This window comes from Lentisphaera araneosa HTCC2155 (genome assembly GCF_000170755.1).
GTDB lineage: Bacteria > Verrucomicrobiota > Lentisphaeria > Lentisphaerales > Lentisphaeraceae > Lentisphaera > Lentisphaera araneosa.
In genome coordinates this window covers 1-18420 of the sequence record NZ_ABCK01000014.1, presented here as the reverse complement: position 1 = coordinate 18420, position 18420 = coordinate 1, and the positions used below count along the sequence as shown (strand labels likewise).

At 34.6% G+C, this 18420-nt stretch carries 11 protein-coding genes; 9 read left to right on the top strand and 2 right to left on the bottom strand.

Features of this window, described 5'->3' with window-relative positions:
* The first annotated feature begins 43 nt into the window (after positions 1 to 43).
* The 8 genes from LNTAR_RS14345 to LNTAR_RS14310 all read left to right on the top strand — a co-directional run bounded on the left by LNTAR_RS14345 (position 44) and on the right by LNTAR_RS14310 (position 14481).
* A complete protein-coding gene (locus tag LNTAR_RS14345) occupies positions 44 to 1018 on the top strand; it encodes a CsgG/HfaB family protein (protein WP_007279441.1) in 975 nt (324 codons plus the stop codon).
* Complete coding sequence (locus LNTAR_RS14340) at positions 1015 to 1887, top strand: hypothetical protein (protein WP_007279440.1); 873 nt, start codon at positions 1015 to 1017, stop codon at positions 1885 to 1887. The genes LNTAR_RS14345 and LNTAR_RS14340 overlap by 4 nt, the downstream gene beginning before the upstream one ends.
* Before the next feature lie 19 nt (positions 1888 to 1906).
* Positions 1907 to 5812 carry a hypothetical protein gene (locus tag LNTAR_RS14335; RefSeq protein ID WP_007279439.1) on the top strand — a complete coding sequence of 1302 codons (3906 nt, stop codon included), beginning with the start codon at positions 1907 to 1909 and terminating at the stop codon, positions 5810 to 5812.
* Between the two features lie 101 nt (positions 5813 to 5913).
* Positions 5914 to 8946, top strand: coding sequence for a hypothetical protein (locus tag LNTAR_RS14330; RefSeq protein WP_157473603.1), 3033 nt, complete (start codon positions 5914 to 5916; stop codon positions 8944 to 8946).
* Between the two features lie 321 nt (positions 8947 to 9267).
* The gene (locus LNTAR_RS14325; protein ID WP_007279437.1) at positions 9268 to 10158 is read left to right on the top strand and encodes a hypothetical protein; all 891 of its coding nucleotides are present in this window, start codon (positions 9268 to 9270) and stop codon (positions 10156 to 10158) included.
* 290 nt (positions 10159 to 10448) lie between these two features.
* On the top strand, positions 10449 to 11783 hold the full coding sequence (locus LNTAR_RS14320) for a hypothetical protein (RefSeq protein ID WP_007279435.1): 1335 nt from the start codon (positions 10449 to 10451) through the stop codon (positions 11781 to 11783).
* Positions 11784 to 11923: 140 nt separating this feature from the next.
* Positions 11924 to 13795 carry a hypothetical protein gene (locus tag LNTAR_RS14315; RefSeq protein WP_162026405.1) on the top strand — a complete coding sequence of 624 codons (1872 nt, stop codon included), beginning with the start codon at positions 11924 to 11926 and terminating at the stop codon, positions 13793 to 13795.
* Positions 13744 to 14481 (top strand): hypothetical protein, encoded by a 738-nt coding sequence (locus LNTAR_RS14310; RefSeq protein WP_007279433.1) that lies wholly within the window; start codon positions 13744 to 13746, stop codon positions 14479 to 14481. The genes LNTAR_RS14315 and LNTAR_RS14310 overlap by 52 nt, the downstream gene beginning before the upstream one ends.
* Here the strand turns inward: LNTAR_RS14310 and LNTAR_RS14305 are convergent.
* Both LNTAR_RS14305 and LNTAR_RS14300 read right to left on the bottom strand, forming a co-directional pair.
* Positions 14478 to 15158, bottom strand: coding sequence for a response regulator transcription factor (locus LNTAR_RS14305; protein ID WP_007279432.1), 681 nt, complete (start codon positions 15156 to 15158; stop codon positions 14478 to 14480). The genes LNTAR_RS14310 and LNTAR_RS14305 overlap by 4 nt on opposite strands.
* Positions 15155 to 16669 (bottom strand): sensor histidine kinase, encoded by a 1515-nt coding sequence (locus LNTAR_RS14300; RefSeq protein WP_007279431.1) that lies wholly within the window; start codon positions 16667 to 16669, stop codon positions 15155 to 15157. The genes LNTAR_RS14305 and LNTAR_RS14300 overlap by 4 nt, the downstream gene beginning before the upstream one ends.
* A 407-nt stretch (positions 16670 to 17076) precedes the next feature.
* Between LNTAR_RS14300 and LNTAR_RS14295 the strand changes: the two genes are divergently transcribed.
* Positions 17077 to 18288: a polymorphic toxin-type HINT domain-containing protein gene (locus LNTAR_RS14295; protein ID WP_007279430.1), complete on the top strand. Its 1212-nt coding sequence runs from the start codon at positions 17077 to 17079 to the stop codon at positions 18286 to 18288.
* Positions 18289 to 18420: the final 132 nt, after the last annotated feature.

Here is an 18420-nt window from a genome sequence, read left to right as displayed (position 1 = left end):
GCTTGTTATATAATCATTTTATCACAAAAAAAGGAAGCAGGAAATGAAACAATTAATTATGTTATTTTTACTTATGCCCAGTTTATTATTTGCTTATGCAGATAAAAAGGTGGTCTCAATCATCAATGTTGATGTATCAAAAAAAATTAGCGCCTCAGCCGCAGGTGAAATAGAAGAATTACTGAATGCCTTTTTAAGTACTAATGATCAACTGCTTGTCGTGGAGAGAAAAAAAATTGAAGATCTACTTAAAGAACAAGCGAGCTCCGAAGCGGGGTTTATGGATGAAGAGAATCGAGTTAAAGTTCAAAAACTTTATGGAGTTAAGTACTTCGTAACAGCAAAACTCTTCTCTGTGGGAACAAAAATGTATCTAACAACCAATGTGATTGATGTGGAGACTAGTGAGAAGAGTACTTTGATTGCCAAGGGATCCACACGCGGAAATTATTCTGATTTAGCTGATGTGGCAGGCATGAAACTCGTTAACAAAATCAATGAGATGTCAAAGAAAGTGGTAGTTGACAAGAGTGCGGATCCTAGAGATGTACTAAAGGCTAAATTTAAAGGTCAAGAATTACCGAAAGTAGCCGTGTTTATTGAAGAGCAACATGTGGCTCAGGCCATTATCGACCCTGCAGCTCAAACTGAACTTATGGATATCATGAAACAGGCTGGATTTGTAGTGAAAGAGTATAAGTCATCCATCAAATCTGATCTATTTGAAGATGGTATAAAAGAAGTGAAAGCTGATCTTAAGGATATCGATATTATCATTTTAGGTGAGGGGGTCAGTCAATTCGCATTGCGTCGTGGTGAGCTCGTATCATGCAAAGCTCGACTCGAAATGAAAGCTCTGCAAAAAGATAATGAAAAAGTTTTAGCAATCAAAAGCATCAGTACCTCAGGGGTTGATGTGAGTGAGGCAATTGCCGGTAAGGAAGCATTGCAAAATGCAGCAAATAAACTGGCAGTTGATTTTCTATCAGAGATGATGGAAACATGGAAAGGAAAATGAATAAACTACTTCTGCTTCTCTTGACCCTAGGTTATTCGCTTATGGCTCAAGAGAAGCAGGTTCTCTTGGAGGAGAGTCGTAGTTATTATAGTGGTGCAGAATTTGTCTATAAATTAAATGATAATTTCGTCACAGCGAAAGACTTGAATTGGCGTTTGGTTTTGGCGGAAAAAACGTTGGCTCAAGGACAATTAAAACCTCAAGATAAAAACTTTATAAAATGGCAATTGCCCAAAGTGAAAGAGGGGAGTTTTGTTACAGGAAACTTAGAACTTATATCAGCTTCTAATCAAATGTCACAGACTATTCCTTTTTATCTTCTAGGAGATAAACAAATTAGTTTTAAACACGATAAAGTTTTTATTTTAAGTGATGGACCAGAAATAGAGAATGAAGCTACACTAAGCGCTCATGGTTTATTCTATGAACTAGTGCAAAATCACGAAGCAGTAAGTTCTCAATTTCTTATCCTAAAAGATGTTCAATTATATGATGATTTAAATGTATTTCTAAAGTCATTTGTTTCAAAGGGAGGTAAGGTTTTGGTCTTAGGTTATTGTGCCGGAGAATTTGATTTTGGTCAGTGGAATTTAGACAAAATAGAGTTGCTGAGCAAAAAAAGTTTAAATACAGAAATTAAGGGCTTCAATACTACTGCAGTATCGACTAAAGAGTCTTGGGAATTAGATTTTCAACACAAGCTAATAAACCTTGTTGAGTCCAACTTAGATACAGCATCTTACTCTATAAGACTAAGATCAGGCAAAGGTGAGATCGTTTTTTTCTCAGCTGACTTATTTAAGCATTTAGATAAAGATCCAAGTCTAATGCTTTATCTTCAAAAAATGATCCAATCCAAGAACAAATAAAGTTCACATTGAGGGAAACATGAAATCTTTTATTAGTCTTTTGCTGTTCTTGTGTAGTACGCTGACAGCACAAACGGTCCTCGTTGATCATAGTTCGGATGAAAAAGACGACCTTTGGTCCATGGGGGCAGCAGACCTGATGAACTTTTATCTGCAAGAGCAGGGGGTAGAAGTCGTTCATCGTGATCAACTGAGTTCGATGATCAACGAGCTTTCCATTGCCGATGCGGAGATCGCAAAATCCGACATTCACAAAGGCAAATGGAAGGGTGCCCAGTTTTTAATCCAGGGGACTCTTGCAAAAACAGGTGAGCAATGGACTTTAAAAATCTCTTTAACTGAACTTAAAAATGCTAAACTGATTGATCAGCTAATTAAGACATTTGAGAAAAAAGACGACTTAGCTATAGAGGTCGAAAGTTACGCACGAAAGTGCTTGCGATTGATGAAAGGCAATCAAGGAACAGAGTTGAGTACTGCCCCAAAATCAACTTTCATTGGCTTAGAGGCAAAAAATCTTTACTCATATTATGAAGCTATTAAACGTATTCAGTCAGGTGAAGAAAATAAAGGTATTAGAGACCTTATTTATTTGACTTATAATGCCCCAGAATTTGAGTTGCCTTATTATTGGTTAGCTTCTTTCTTTTCTAAATATGAATATAAGAAAATAGAAAAATCTTTACGCAGTAAACTGCCCATAGATTTATCTTATTTTAATCAGATCAAAGCTGATCAGAAAAAGATTTTTCTTTTAACTGATCAAAGTAAAGACATAGATTTATCTGGTCTTTTGAAAACACTTAAAGATAAAGATCTCTCCGTTCTTTCTACTGAGTCGATAATGAGCTTCGATTTAGAAAAAGATTTAAAACGTTGGAAGTACATAAATGATAGTGAACTACCTAGACTTAAGACTTATTTATCTTCTTATATTATCAAAATAAATAATGTATCTCATGAAAAATTTAGATGCTCTATTTATACATCTCGAAACAATGAGACTCTTAAGGTATTTGAGGATTTGAGTATGAAGCAAGTTATTGAAGAATTACGAAAATTTGATTTTAACAAAAGTAGTAACTCTTTAAATACCTTAGGAAAAATAAACTCCTCTGATGTTGAAAAAATAGGTCATTCATGGGGAGAAGAAGAGCTCATGTTAGATTTAATTAAGCGCTTAAAATCCAACAAAAATCGTGACCTTACCCTTTGGCGCTTAATGAGTTTTCATAAAACTAAACACTTAAGAAATGCTTTATGGCCTGAACTCATTGGCTTATCTAATGAAATAAACAAACCTTTTTGGATTCAAACACGCGAATGGCAGAATGAAGAAAGTTTTAGTTTGATAGGAGACAACACACAAAAATTTAACTATACAGAGGCATACCAGAGTGCTAAGTCAGTTCGTCTCATAAATGAATACAAAAAACTTGCAAAACATTTACATGACTTTGAATTTACCTATCAATATGCCCTTGCTGTAAAAGAATTCTATAAAAATAATTTTACGCAAGCATTTGCTTTATTTTCAAATTTAGAGCAAAATTTAAGTAAGTATTCTTTTAGTTCTACAGAAAAAAGAACGCATATAAAGCCCAGTTTGAATTACTGGAGTTGGCAATGTGCAGTTAAGCTAAACCACAAGCTCAAGGATGTTTTACGTAAGAGATGTCAACATGACCAGGCAAACTGGAGAACAACAATTAGCCATATAATAGTTCCAGCATGGGAATACGGCTTCAAAAAAGATTTAAAAGGCTTATGGAAAGAAATTCCAATAACACGTGGGTGGCGGTATACACATTTTCTATCTGTAGATAAAAACCTTTTAAAAGACAAACCATGGCCTAAGTTTAATACCCTAACCCCTAGTAAGGATGTTGTTGAGAAGTGCCACATAGCTATCGCTTTATTTAAGTCTTTGGTTAATAGCAAGCAACTAGTATCTTCTAAACATAACGAAACCATGTGTTTTTTAAGTGCTGTTTCTCATTTACATTTAAATCCTTTTGAACAAGTTCCTGAGCAAGTCTTAGCCTTATGTAAGCAAAGTTATAAACAAGCTATTTCGAGACGTTATACTTCAGTTTTGTGTTTACTGGGTCAACATGACTTCGCTAGAAAAACTATTTTATCATCTGATTTACCCGACACAAAGAAAGCATATTACTTAATGCATATAGCAAAAAGCAAGCTTACATGCCTGGAGGCAATGCGTGTAGAAGCTAAATATTATATGAAGGAAGAGAATCGATCAAAAATATCGAGGTTTATAATAGAAGAATGTTTTGACTATTTATTGTTGGATGAATTAAAGAAACTTCTAGACTACAAATCTGTGAATGACAATTCTGATGAGAGTAGATTAATGACTAAACTTTATAAAGCTGAACTTATGTATTTAGAAGGTGAAGTTTTAGAGGCATTACTTTTGTTTAAAGAGTACAGGAAGCAAAACTGGGAGAAAAGTTCAACAAAAATATTTAGCCATACTATTCGCCAATACTTGAATAAAAAAATTCACTTCATAGAAACTTTAACTCAAAAAGAATCTTATAGTATTTCATGGGATAGCATAAGATTGCATGATGACTATATCCAGTATTTCTTATTTTCTCTACCTCCTAATGTAGAGCTGTTTTTGGACCCAGATTTCAAAAAAGATTTTATCGAAATAGCCAAGCCTTACTATTTTTCTAAAGCATATAATTCAAAAAATGTTAAAAAAGAAATTATATCTCTTATTGAAAAGTATGGCGAGAGAAAAGTTTTTAAACAAGTTCTAAAGTTTTTTAAATATAAGTCTATGAGTTATCAAAAAAAGATTGCTACGTCAATTTTAGTTATTTTGTCCAACTCAACTTCGTCTTCATCTACTCAAGATATGGTCATAAATGCTTTTTATAAACATCAAGCTGTTTCTCGTTCGGCTATATTAGCCGATAAAAATAAAGCTATAGAAATATTTAAGCATAATTATTGGGCTCTTGGTGGTTTAAATTCAGGGGGGATGCTAGACATCTGCATTATGCATTATAAAATTAAAGCACTGTATCCGCTCATGTTATCAAAAGCAGTTTTTAAGCCAGTAGGATCAGATGATATATTCCAAAAATTAAAAAATCAGGTGCCTGAAGACTCTTATAAAAAGGCTTTATCCTTAGCTTTATTAAATATTAGTAATAGCATTGATTTAACCGATTACAGTTATAGCCCTTGGAGTTTAGCTGAATTAGCTTTTTCTTATGGTTACCGTGAAGGAATTGAAAATTTATTATTTTATAATCAGCTATCTAAAGGCCATCACGCCTATTATTCACAGCTTGAATTAACGAGATTTGTAAATTCAAAATTTGAAGGTTTTTCCGTTCCAGATGTGAAAACTTTCCAACTAATAAAGGATAAAATAAGTTGGGATTCTAAAAAAAATAAATGGATCATAAATTTTCAAGAACTTAGTCCTGCCTTACAAGTAATTGTAAAAAAATCTAATTCAGATCAGAACTTATTTATTACTTCAGGTTTTTTGTTTAAAGAACTTGAAAATAAATCCTTTACTTTTCCATATAAAAATGGCGAATGGGGTTCATTAAAGTTAATCCACAACGACGCTGTGTATTGGAAGGGAGGTAGTAAGAGTACTTGGGAATTAGCAGACACAATGGAATGGTTTATTTCTACAGAAAATAAAATCAATGATTTTGATACCTTTGAATTCAAGCAATTAAAGAATATTAATTTTATTCAAAAAGATTTAAATAGGAAACGTAATCAGACACAGTTTAAAGTTTCAAGTGGAGACTGTTTTTTACTTCGGCACAAAAGCCAAAATAAAATCTTCCTGTTAAAAGTAATTAGTCTCAAAGATGGGGTTTTAAAACTTAAAATAAGAACATTTTTCTATGAGGTGAAAAATTGAGGTTTTACCCCTTCCTACTAGTCTTTTTTTTCTCATTAGTAGCTTTTAGTCAAACGGTCCTCGTTGATCATAGTTCAGATAATAAAGACGATCTCTGGTCTATGGGCGCTGCAGATGTGATGAGCTTTTATCTGCAAGAGCAGGGCGTTGAAGTTGTTCATCGTGGACAATTAGACTCGATGATTAACGAGCTTTCCATTGCCGATGCGGAGCTCGCAAAATCCGATATTCGCAAAGGCAAATGGAAAGGTGCTGAATATGTTGTTTCAGGACAAGTTATAGGCTTTGAAAGTGGTTTGAAGCTCAGTTTGAAAATATCAAATATCCAAAATGGGAAGATTGTCAAAAGTTATGTAAATACATTTAAAAACGAAGATGAACTTGCTTTAGAAATCGAGAATCAAGCGAGACAATTTGCTAGGGTGATACAAAATTTGGATAATAAAAAGAAGCCTTTAAATCGACTCGATAGTGACCACCTTTTTAGCGGAGTGAATGCTTCTGTTTTATATCATTACTATTATTCTGTCAACCTGATTTTATCTGACAAGGATCAAGCTTTAGGCTTATCTTCAATGTATCACTTAATGGAAACACAGCCTAATTTTAAACCTCCATATTTGTGGCTAGCGACTTTTTTTGAAAATAATAACTTAAGCTCATTGGCTTCGTGTTTGAGAGACTTAGTCAATATTAAAAATAAAAAGAGTGACAAATCCAGCCCGTCTAGTAGAAGGGTTTATTTTAAAACCAATGGAAAAATTTTATTTTCTGAATTGAAAGCACTTCAGAATGTATTGAATGAACATAAGTTAACTCTTGTAGAGCCGGAAACATTAAATGTTTTTGATAGAGAGCAGGATCTTTCAAAATGGGGATATGTTGTAAATAAAAACATATTATCCAAAGTTGATCAGTTTTCCTGTGCTTACATTCTGGTTTACAGTAGAGATGAATCTAATGATTATAAAATTTCATTAATTAATTCTTCTAATAGTGAAAACATAAAAACAATTCAAACTAAGGATTTTAAGAGGGCTCTTAATCAACTCTACAAATCTTTAGATGATTTAAATACTAATAAACCTGATACAATTAACATTGATAATAAAGAAGTTTATTTAGGGCGAAAATTAAGCAGTAGTATATTTAAAAAACGTACTGATTTTTATAATTATTTATTTCGTTATATTGAAAAGTACTCAAATACTCAGGTAGTTTTAGAGCTATGGCTCCATAGTTTTATCGAAAGATTTCATAATATTAACGTTAGATATAAAAGAAATAATACGTCATTATATCAACAAAAGAAATCTGTTCGGGAAAGTTTATATGAGGAAATTCTCAAGCAGTGCAAATCTGATCAGCGCATTTTTTTTAAAGTTGAAAAGCTTTTCGATGAAATTGTATTTACAACACGCGGTCTTCGACCCAAAATAGAGGCTTTCGTACAAGAATGCGAACAATTATCATTGAGTAACAAAAGCTCTATACTTGAATTGTGCAATAGTTTTAACAATGCATCATTATTGATTGATAAGGATAATATAAAAGCTTTGAAGGGCTTTTTAAATTTAAGGCCAAGAATAGATCAGCTTAAAAAAATATACCCCAAACTTAATCAAACAAGATTTAAGTATTTATTAGAAAGTACTGATTATTGGATATGGTACTGTGCAAAAAAATTAAATCATAATGAGTTACCCTTATATAAGCAACGAGTTGTAGATCATCAAAATAATAATGCACAACTATTTCAATTATTTTTTCCAAGATATGAAAAAGGATGGAAATCGACACTTGGTTATTATAGGTCATTTAGACCCAGAGATGAATTAGCTGATGATGGTTCAATTACTAAAGTAAATAAATGGTCATATATTCTCTATGGAGAAAAGCTAGAACTTCCTATTCTTCCTTCTAAGCCAAATGAAAAAACTTGGTTAATAGCAAAGGATTTTATTAATGTTTATCTAGATAGGGTAAATAGTGGTGAAAAAATGACATCACAAAAAATTTATAAATTAAGAGATGCTATATCCTTTTATATTAATGAGCCAAGCAAGCCAATGGGACAAGAATTACATAATAAATGTGTAGACTATGCTTTAAGCTTGAACAACACAATAACCGTTGATTTATTACTGGTTTTAGGCGAATATAAAAAAGCAAAAGATCATATTTTAGCCTATTACATAAGCGATCAAAAACTCATGTATAATCAACTGGTTTATTTTGATTACCGAGTTCTCTCGCAAAAAATATATATTCATGAAATAAGCCAATTCTATATAAAGGAAATTTCTAAAGAAGTATTCGATAGTTTTGATGTCTTTGGTTTAATACGAGAAGCTCTTTCAAGTTCAGAGTTGGCAGTCGCTTCTAATTTAATAAATTTTCTAAAATCAAAGAATTTAGATGAACGAAGAAAAACTGTATTAATGTATTTGGAAGCCAAGCTTAAATACCTAGAAGCTGATTTTATTACAGCATTATTTCTCCTTAAAGACGCTAATAAAAAGTGTATTGGTAAGTCTTATATGCCTTCATGGGGCAAAAGGGTTGGAGGTGATGAGTTGAAAGTGAAAATAGAGCGTTTGATCAATAAAATAAATTCACTGGAAAATAATAACTATAGAGCAGCAAAATGGCCTATGTGGTACAGAGGGAGTTCAAATCCCCCTTATTATGGGGGGGCACCTAAATCAGCAAGTGACGTATTAAGAGCAGACGTAAAAAAGGAGTTCAAAAAATTATATCTAAAGTATTTTTTCCAAAATAGTGTGGAGGTTTCCACCGCAGACCTGAAATCGTTTGTTGGTGATTTTGATGAAAATTTTTTGCTAGCCGAAATTTACAGATTTTATAATAGTACTCCGACAAAAAAAGAAACCGATTTAATAAGAAGTATTATCATGCACCTGGCAGTTAAAAATAATCAAAAAGAAATATTTCATTATTATTCTAATGATTGGCGCTATGCAGATGCTGCTTTTAAATTAGCTCCTGAAAAAGCAACTGAAATTTTAGTAAATAATGCTTGGGCTTTTCCTGAAAAATCCCTCTATTCGAATTTTAGAAAATATATAATTAATTATCAAATCAAAGATCTTGAGTATGTATTAAAACGTTGACTTAGAATTTCTCTAAATGATTTAAAGCTTATTAATGTAGCCTACACCATGAGCGCTTTGGATAATTTGCGGTGATTGAGGGTCGAGTTCAATGAGTTTTCTGAGTTGCGGGGAGATAGGAACAGGTGATTTTGAAACGTCAATATAAATGGCATTTGTTGGAGCAATTACAGACTTTTAGTTGGAAAAACGGGGGTAGCTGATTTTTAATCACAAGAATACAGTTATTACATATATGTTACAATTGAGGCGTAGCGAACAAACTATTTATTATGTATACTTTCGTCAGTTTTAAATCTAAAATAAAAAAGGAGGAATAAATTGAAATTATATTTCTTATGTTTAAATGTTATTGCATTTGCAATGACCGGCTACTGTAACACACAGAATAGTACTGCTTCTAAAAGCCAGTTGAAAGAACTGAGTAAGCTTTGCTCAAATTCCTTGAAAGCTTACACGACGATAAATGCCCTTAAGGAAAGGAATAGAGAGCTCCTTGGTCCTTTGCCTAAAGAAAGACAGGAAATAAGTAATGCTATTCACTACATAAGCATAACAACACCAATGACAGAAGAGTCATTAAAACAACTGGATTTCTCAATAAAAGTCGGTAATTCAAGTACCGTTATAAAAGAGCGTCAAAAACATCAATTCAAAAAAGAGCTTGGCACTATTCAAGCTGAAAAATCAAGGGATATATTTGTAGCGACACTGCAAAAAAAAGAGATTCAAATCAAAGAAGAAATTGATAAGATCGTTGAGCCCAATAATAAAAAAATCGCTGCTGTTAAAACCGAAATTCTTACTCATAATAATCTATTAAAAAGTCGTTTAGAAAAATATTTCACCTCCACTACCAATGCCAAATCTGCTAAAATTAAGCCTCAAATTGATAAAGCTTTTATATATAATTCGTGGTATGATCAAAATGGAAAAAAAATTGCTGTGGCTCATGTCCGCATGCGATCAAATGAAGAACGAATCTCTAATTCGAGTGAAAAATTACTACTTGGTAAATACCCTATAAAAATTCTTAAACACCCTTCACGGAAAAAATCTCATAATTATGTTTGGTTCTGGACAGGAAACTTTTTGATTTATTTTTACTCTGAAGACAAGTTATATCAGACTGAAAATACGCTTATTCCACTACTCGTTAAATGCATTGACTTAGAAGGACTATCTAAAATCAACATAGCTACTGTTGATTAAGTCCTCCTGTCCTTTAATTATAACCGCCTGAAGATTTAAACGTATCACCGCTAAAAACGTCGGTACGTTTTTCTGTTTACCTTATGTGGAACTAATACCTACCTAACGGAAAATTAAAGCGAAAAAATTAAAGGGATGAAAATTAAAGGGATGAAAATTAAAGGGATGAAAATTAAAGGGCAGGTCTTAGAAAAAGATGCACTACAAACTTATGACACTACTTGCATAGTCAACTGTCGTTTATGTGAATTAGAAAAAAATCACTTCCAAATAAAAAACAGGACAAATAGTTGAGATTTCTCATTTTTTTATTTTTCGTCTCTTTTAGTGGATTAGCGCAAACCGTCCTCGTCGACCACAGCTCTGAAGACTCACAGGACCTCTGGTCTATGGGCGCTGCAGATCTCATGAGCTTTTATCTACAAGAGCAGGGCGTTGAAGTTGTTCATCGTGGACAATTAGACTCGATGATCAACGAGCTCTCGATTGCTGATGCGGAGATTGCAAAATCGGATATTCGCAAAGGCAAATGGAGAGGTACTGAGTTTATTATTAATGGATCTGTTGTTACTGATTCTAAAGGTTTTTTCTTAAAAATATCGCTTAGTCGTTCTCGTACAGCTACTCAGTTACATTCTTTTCAGAAGCATTATGCCGACAAAGATAACTTAGCTACTGAAGTTGAAAATCAATCCCGAATTATTGGTCATCTCATTAATAAATTAGGGGATCAAGAAAAAACTGATTCACAGCAAAAAACAAATGAGTTATTTCATGGTGTCAATGCTCTGAGTTTGATGACTTATTACCGTGCAGCTCAATTAATACAAGAAGGGCGTGAAGGTGAGGGTATAGCTGAATTTATTTATTTGACTCAAAATGCCCCAAGTTTTGAATTGCCTTATTACTGGCTTATTAATTTTTTCAAAAAATATGATATGCCTTCGCTCGCAGAAGCCTATATGAAATTACTCTCTGTAGAAAGTCTAAAGAACTCTCAAGTCGCAGACGAGAATTTTAAGGGCATAGTTGTCAACGCTTCAAAAGAAATTTCTAGTCATGACTTAAAAGAACTCTATCAGCTTTTAAAGAAGCATAATTATCAAGTTATTAGCTCAAAAAGAGCAGAAAAACGAGAACAGGAAAACGATTTGTCTAAGTGGGGGATGTTGAGTGCTCAACATCGTAAAATCTTTCATTACGGGAGCTCATACATAATTTACCTGAGTAAAAAAAATCAAAATATAATGGTGCAAATCAATCGCTCTAGAGATGGAAAAAAACTCCTTTACATGGACTATAGTTCGCTTCGTCAAGACAATTTTTCCAAGCTCATCGAAATCCTCCAAAATAAAGCTCAATCAAGTAAAAATGACATAAAGGACAACTCATCAAAAGAGTCGCATATTAAGGGTTCTTACCGCAATAAAAAGGAGTTTCTTGCTGATATCTTCAAGGATCTATCTCAAGGCCTTAATAAAGAGAAGAATTTATACATTTTAATTAAACATTTTTCAGATGAGTTTGGATCCCATCATGACAAGTTGTGGAGTGAATTATTTCGAGTCGAGAGTGATTTGGCCTTTTATTATAAAAGTGAATATCTCTATAAAAATACCAATTAAATTCAACTCTTTCTGAAGCTGACGAAATTAGAAGAAATATTTTTTACCATATGGGGAAAGGTTACCTCCGGCACAGGGAATCAAAGTATCACTCCTATATGGAGGATGTTAAAAAAATTAAACTCGACATTCCTTTAGTTATGAAATTTTCTTTGACATATAACCGAGCTTTCGACTTATTTAAAAAACAGCAATGGTTAAAGGCGAAAGAGACATTTTTAGTCGCAGAAAAATATTTAGAACAGCATGATTTTGAAGGTTCCACAAAAGGTGCTCATTTCTTAGCTTCTTTATATGAAATGCTTTCAATTTGTGATCAAAAGCTTAAACGCCCACAAGATCAGAACATCCAGCAACACTTAGCCAATTATAAAAAGCGTTTTCGCCAAGTTTATATCAAGGAATTTATTGTTGCCGTACTTAACTCAGGCGTCCAATACTATAAAAAATCTAAGACTGATTTTTATGCCTGGTATATCAATCCACAAAAAATCAGTTTTCATGAAACTCGTATCCAGCGTGATTATTTATTGAAAAAAGCAGAACTAAGTGAATGGCCTGTTATTCCACGAACTTTTAATGCAAAGAGCTACTTACTTTGTGAGAAATATGTGGAGCTTTACCTGAAATCTATAGCAATGAAGGAAAAGCCTAAATGGCAACACCAACGTTTTGAATCTTTCCTCAAAGCTTTTAGTCATTTAACCGTTCGTGTTAATTACCAGATCAAATCAGAATTCCAGTCAAAAGCCTTAGCTTTGCTTCCAAGATTAAATTTAAGTCAACAAGTCAAGCTACTTGCAGTTATGGGAAAATATGAGGACGCGGAAAGCTTAATTATGCGCTCCCGCGATAATGGTAACACAAACTATTTTTCTACTTTGAAGCAACTAAAAGAAAAAAGCTTGTCGCGTGTAGACCTATATAAATTCGAGAAAAAAGCCTATCTATCTCGAAATAAAAATTATTGGAATCGCCCCTCTATGGTCTATAGCTTATACAAAGATGCCCTTGATCAACGGGACTTTGTTTTTGCAGAGGAACTTATCCTTGATCTAAGTAAAAATAAACAAAGGGATGAAACGTGGCAGTACAGTTTCGATAGGGGCCTTGAGTATATGAGTATAGAGCTCAAAAGGCGTCAGGGGGAAAGTCTAATTGCTCTAGGCTTGTACCGAGACTTACAAAAGAAGCTATGGAAAAAAAAGCAATCTTACTGTTTTATCTCAAATATCGAAAAACTTGTCCATGAAAAAATCTTGTACCTCGAGACGGTTCCACAAGCGAATCATTTACCTAGCTTATGGAAAACGGAACCGAGATATACTGTAAATGATTATCTCCCAAACGGGGAAAAAGTCACTTGCCTTGATCATCTTAATCCGGAACAAAAGCAAATTTTCAATAAAATATACGCAGCGATCTATTTTAGAAGATCACTGAACTCGAGTCGCGTTATGGATAATGGTGGGCAAGAATTTATTGGTAAATTTGGAGCCAAGACAATCCCTCTAATGATTACACTCCTAGACAATGATAAGCGGACATGGCGTCAAGAATTCATTGCAGAAACTTTGTTAGAAAAAATGGCTCAGCCTAAATATGCTGGAGTTTTGTTAGAAGCTTTTAAAAGAGATTTTCAATATTTTGAGGTCGCCCTCAAAGCAAAGCCTGCTAAAGCAGCTCAAATACTTCAAGTAAATGCATGGGTCTTTGGTGGTGACCTTCTTCGAGTTCCTCTACGTATATTAGAGCACAAATTAAGACAACTGTATCCTGAAGTTTATGTTCAATGCCTTAGACTCAGTAGCAATTATGCACAAAACTTAGCTAGAGTACGAAAGGATCTACAAAATGCGACTATTGAGAATAAAAAAGAATTTCGTTTAGTTTTACGCAAGGCTTTAATTCTGCATAAAGCGAAAGAGGAAAATTCTTTCCATCAAACTTACCGTAACTCATGGCACAAACAGCTTTTCAATCGGGTGAAATTGATGGTTTACGCTTATTGATTGATTCAAGTCAATTGCCATTATCGCACAAATCATACCTTTCCACTTCTGAGCTTATGAAAATATTTAATGAAAGTACCAAGAACCTAAAGCTCAATACTCTCGGACAAATTAAAAAAATTATGTATAAGCTAGAATGGAATTATAGCTCAATGAAATGGGGCTTATCTGAAGAGGCTTTAAATAGTCCAGAGCTTCAAAAAATCATTGCTAGTGACAATAATATTGCGAGCTCAAAATTAGAAAAAATCCATGATAGCTTGGAAAACTTTAACTTGAGCCAATGGCAAGTTAGTAAATCCCAGATTAAGTCTTTCAGCCACAACCCTTTTGATCAGGATCATCCTTACACTAAATTAAGCGCAAGTGGAGTAGCTTGTCGCTTTGTTGATAATGGCCCCAATAAAGTTGCGAGTTTGAGGATCAAGCCCGGAAAATCCTCATTCCTGTACTATCCAATCAAGCACTCAGAAGATTTCGATAACTATCAATTGAAAGATCATTATACATCTCATAAATCACTTAAAAAAGGTCATGAGATGGGCGTGAGTGTAGTTAAACCTCTCAAATACCTATTACGATCTCATGCCGAGCCCAATAAGATCATTCTTCTTCAAGCTAAAAAGATCGATACCAAAGAATATCAATTATCTTATAAAGTATTTAAACTAAATGCAAAAAATTAAGCTTTGTAAATATAGCCCACACCATGAGCCGTTTGGATGATTTGAGGTGATTGCGGATCGAGTTCAACGAGTTTACGTAGTTGTGATATTTTTTGGTCAATGGAGCGTGTATTACCCGTGAACTCCATTTCCCAACAGGATTGAAAGAGCTGCTGGCGTGATACGGCTTCGTTTGCGTGCTTATAAAGGTGTTCAAGGATTTTTATATCTCTCAAACCTAATTCAATCACGTGCTCTTCACGTGTACAGCTTAAGCCCTTAGGATTGATTGTTAGGTCAGCCATAGAGAAGGTTCTTTGTGTTGTACTAGTGGACTTAAGACAGCGTCTCGTTACCGCTCTAACGCGTGCAATGACTTCTTTAATCCCAAAGGGTTTTGTTATGTAATCATCAGCACCCAATTCAAAGCCCTGGAGTTTATCTTCTTCTTGCGACTTGGCACTAAGGAAGATGACGGGTATATCTGAATCAACTTTGCGAATTTCGCGACAGACATCGTAACCATTGATTTCTGGCATCATAATATCTAGACAGATAAAGTCGGGTTTTTCATTGTGGTAAAGATCGAGGGCTTCACGGCCATTTGCGGCTTCCGCAATTTGGTAGCCTTCGTCTTCAAAGATATCGACAAGGCCTTCGCGGATGAGTATGTCATCTTCGGCAATAAGTACTTTCATGAAATGTTTCCTAAGTTGGGTAAAGTTAATTTAAAGCAGGCGCCTTCTTGTGAAGGTATGAGTTCGAGTTCACCACCATGTGCACGAGCAAAATCGCGGGCAATAGCTAAGCCAATCCCTGTTCCGGTAACTCCGTCGGACATTTGATTAGAAATTCGGTAAAATGATTGGAAAATTTTACCGTGGTGTTTTTTAGGGATCCCATGACCATTATCTTGAACAATGATTTCGGTTTGTTTTTCGGTTTGTAGTGAACTTATGTCAATAGTGCAATTGTCTGGTACATATTTTTCTATATTACTAAAAAGATTACCCATGATTTGGGTGAATAAATCGGGATCGGCAAGGATGCTTTTACTTGCGTTGAGGTGGCTATTAATCGTCAATTTTTTCTTATGGAACGCTAAATCAAATTTACTTAGTGTATCAGTACAAATTTGGTCGGGAATAACTTCATCAGTTTTAATAAAAATTTTGCCTTTCTCCCATTTTGCAAAATTGAGGACGTTATTAATCATCCGAGAGAGCCGATGTGATTCAGTGATGATGACATTGAGCCGTTTCATTACTTTGGGGTCTTCATCGTCTAAACGGTTTTGTAAAAGTTCAGCATACATTCGAATGTTGGTGAGCGGAGTCTTGAGTTCGTGGCTAACTTGGTTGGCAAAGTTGACTCGTTGCGTCGACTCAAGAATGTTTCTACGACGTTCGCGATAGAGCAAGAAACAAATACCAGAAAGGCTTAAAGCAGTTAATAAACTAAAGCCAATAAGGAAGTATTGCCTGAGTGGAGAAATAAAAACAGGTTCATTAAAATGGTAGGCAAACTGAAAGGATTGGAGCGGGGCAGGCAGCTCAGCCTTTAAGATATTCGAGTAAGTGCTTGGTTCCGTCGAAGAACGATAAAGCTGTGATTCAGCACTTCTTAAAACGAGTTGGTAGGATTCTTCACTAAGTTTATCAGGGATGTTTTTAATAATCTCACTGATGAGTCTATCATGATGGAGTTCTACACCAACAGTGAATTGGTCACTTGTTTGAGTCCATAATATGAGATTTAAGTTTTTACCTGCATACCAGGAATACCAGCCAGTGGATTTATCTTGGCTATTTGAATAAGTTTGGGGATCTCGCAAAATATGATCGTTTCTTTCTAAAAAATCAGCTTCTCGAGGCGTCAGGGCTTCACTAGATGAAAGTGGATAAATGATTTTACCCTTGGGGTTCAAAATAAAGAGGTGTTTGATATAAATGCTCGAGCTACTCAATTCATTGATGGACTCATTATCCATAGCCGTCTTCTTGAGCAAGGGCAGCAAACCCTTTTCAAGCTTTTCCAAAATGAGGGTCGATTGATTGACGGCGAGTTCAAGTCTTTCTTCTTCAGCAGCGTAGTAGCGTGCTCTTAGCATGCTTTCTTCAGATTCATTGAGGCGAGAGCCCAAATAAAAAATACTCAGACTCGGAATGAGAATGATGAAAGAAAAAATACTGATGATTTTTAAGGGCATAGAGACTCGTGAAATTAATTCACATAAAACTTAATTCTAAAAACTCATTTTAAACCTTCCAAGCTGTAAGCTTTTTGTAAATAATAAAAAAGGGAGCCACGTGAGCTCCCTTTATAAGTGACTAAATGAGTTTTATTGACTTACTTGTCAGTTTTAATGGAGTGATCTTTTAACCACTCATTAAGTTGTTCTTGAGTTCGGATATGCGGGACGCGTTCGACGTGACCATCACCAAATAGAACAAGGATAGATCCATCTTTTGCATTCCTGGACGTGTTGAGATCATCGCAATCTCAGGGTCTACCATACCTGTCCCCACAGTCCCTTAAGGGTCTACCATACCTGTCCCCACAGTCCCTTAAAGGGTCTACCATACCTGTCCCCACAGTCCCTTCTTAAAAGTCTTAATGAAGTCAAAATTTTTCACAACTAATGCTCGTGGTATCAAGATTGCGGAAACAGTGGAAGATTATATCACCATTCAGAAACTTCTGGGTGAGAAAATGTGTTTTGTAGCTGGCACTAAAATTCATACTCAACAAGGTTTAGTTAATATAGAGGATATAAAGCCTGGTATGATAGTTCTCGCTCGTGATGAGCAGAATACGAATCAGTCATACAAACCTGTTCTTCAAACCTTTGTAACAAAGCCAACGCTTCTCTATCACCTTTATTACACCATTAACAGCGGTGAGTCCGATGACGAAGATCCTGAGCTGATTTCCGGCACAGGTGAGCACCCCTTCTGGGTAGTTGCTAAACAAGAATTTATTCCTGTTGAAAAACTTGAAGTCGGAGATGTTTTCCGCTTAGCCAATGGTGAATTTGCGACCCTCGCAAAAATTGAAACCGAAAATGCCCCTAAAGGTGAAAGCTTCACCACATATAATTTTGAGGTTACAGACTATCACACTTACTTCGCGGGTGAATCAGGTGTTTGGGTTCACAATAGTGGTACGCGCCCATGTGAAATACTTATTGAACAATTACGTGAGGCTAAAAAGACTTTAGAGATTTCTGATGCTGATCTAGATAAAAAACGCTTTGATACAATTAAAGAAGTCCTCGCTTCAAATAACAAAAATTTAGATGATGTAGATTCTCTCCATTGGGCAAGAACATATTTAGATGCTAGTGATAAAATGATGGATGCTTATCCGACTAAGATTTCTATTGACGAGTATCCGAATTACAATAAAATTTTCAATATCATTACAAATACACATGGAGAAACAGTAGACGTTCATCATGTTGTTGAAAGGTATATACAACGTCAGTTAGATTTACCAGAAAGTGTTTTAGATGACGTACCTGGAATTGTAATGCCGTCTAACAAGGCTTCTTTAGATAAAATAAATGAAGGTTGGGATGCCAATAGACAAATAAAAGCAATGCATAGAGGAAGACTTGAAGAAGGTAGTATTAATCAAGCCTTACGAAAAGCAATTCCTTATGGACAAAAGCCAAAGACTTTTGCAGAAAAACAAGAAATTTTGGAAAAACTAAAAATATTATATGAGTCTAAACCTGAATGGGAAAAAATGTGGCCACTCGCTCGAGATATACTAAAAAAACGCCAAGCAGAGGGATATCTTCAAAACTTGAATATTCCAAACTAAAATATTAGGAGTGTGAAAATGCCAAAGGTTAACTGGAACTTTACGATAACATATGAAAAAACTAGAACAACCATATTGCAGTGTTTCATTTATAAAATTGAATGATTTAGATACTTTTCATTATTTGGAAAA

Excerpts from the sequence above, each read along its gene's own strand:
- LNTAR_RS14345 (WP_007279441.1), top strand. The coding sequence starts at position 44 with ATGAAACAATTAATTATGTTATTTTTACTTATGCCCAGTTTATTATTT.
- LNTAR_RS14340 (WP_007279440.1), top strand. The coding sequence starts at position 1,015 with ATGAATAAACTACTTCTGCTTCTCTTGACCCTAGGTTATTCGCTTATG.
- LNTAR_RS14335 (WP_007279439.1), top strand. The coding sequence starts at position 1,907 with ATGAAATCTTTTATTAGTCTTTTGCTGTTCTTGTGTAGTACGCTGACA.
- LNTAR_RS14330 (WP_157473603.1), top strand. The coding sequence starts at position 5,914 with ATGGGCGCTGCAGATGTGATGAGCTTTTATCTGCAAGAGCAGGGCGTT.
- LNTAR_RS14315 (WP_162026405.1), top strand. The coding sequence starts at position 11,924 with ATGAAATTTTCTTTGACATATAACCGAGCTTTCGACTTATTTAAAAAA.
- LNTAR_RS14310 (WP_007279433.1), top strand. The coding sequence starts at position 13,744 with ATGGCACAAACAGCTTTTCAATCGGGTGAAATTGATGGTTTACGCTTA.
- LNTAR_RS14305 (WP_007279432.1), bottom strand. The coding sequence starts at position 15,158 with ATGAAAGTACTTATTGCCGAAGATGACATACTCATCCGCGAAGGCCTT.
- LNTAR_RS14300 (WP_007279431.1), bottom strand. The coding sequence starts at position 16,669 with ATGCCCTTAAAAATCATCAGTATTTTTTCTTTCATCATTCTCATTCCG.
- LNTAR_RS14295 (WP_007279430.1), top strand. The coding sequence starts at position 17,077 with ATGAAGTCAAAATTTTTCACAACTAATGCTCGTGGTATCAAGATTGCG.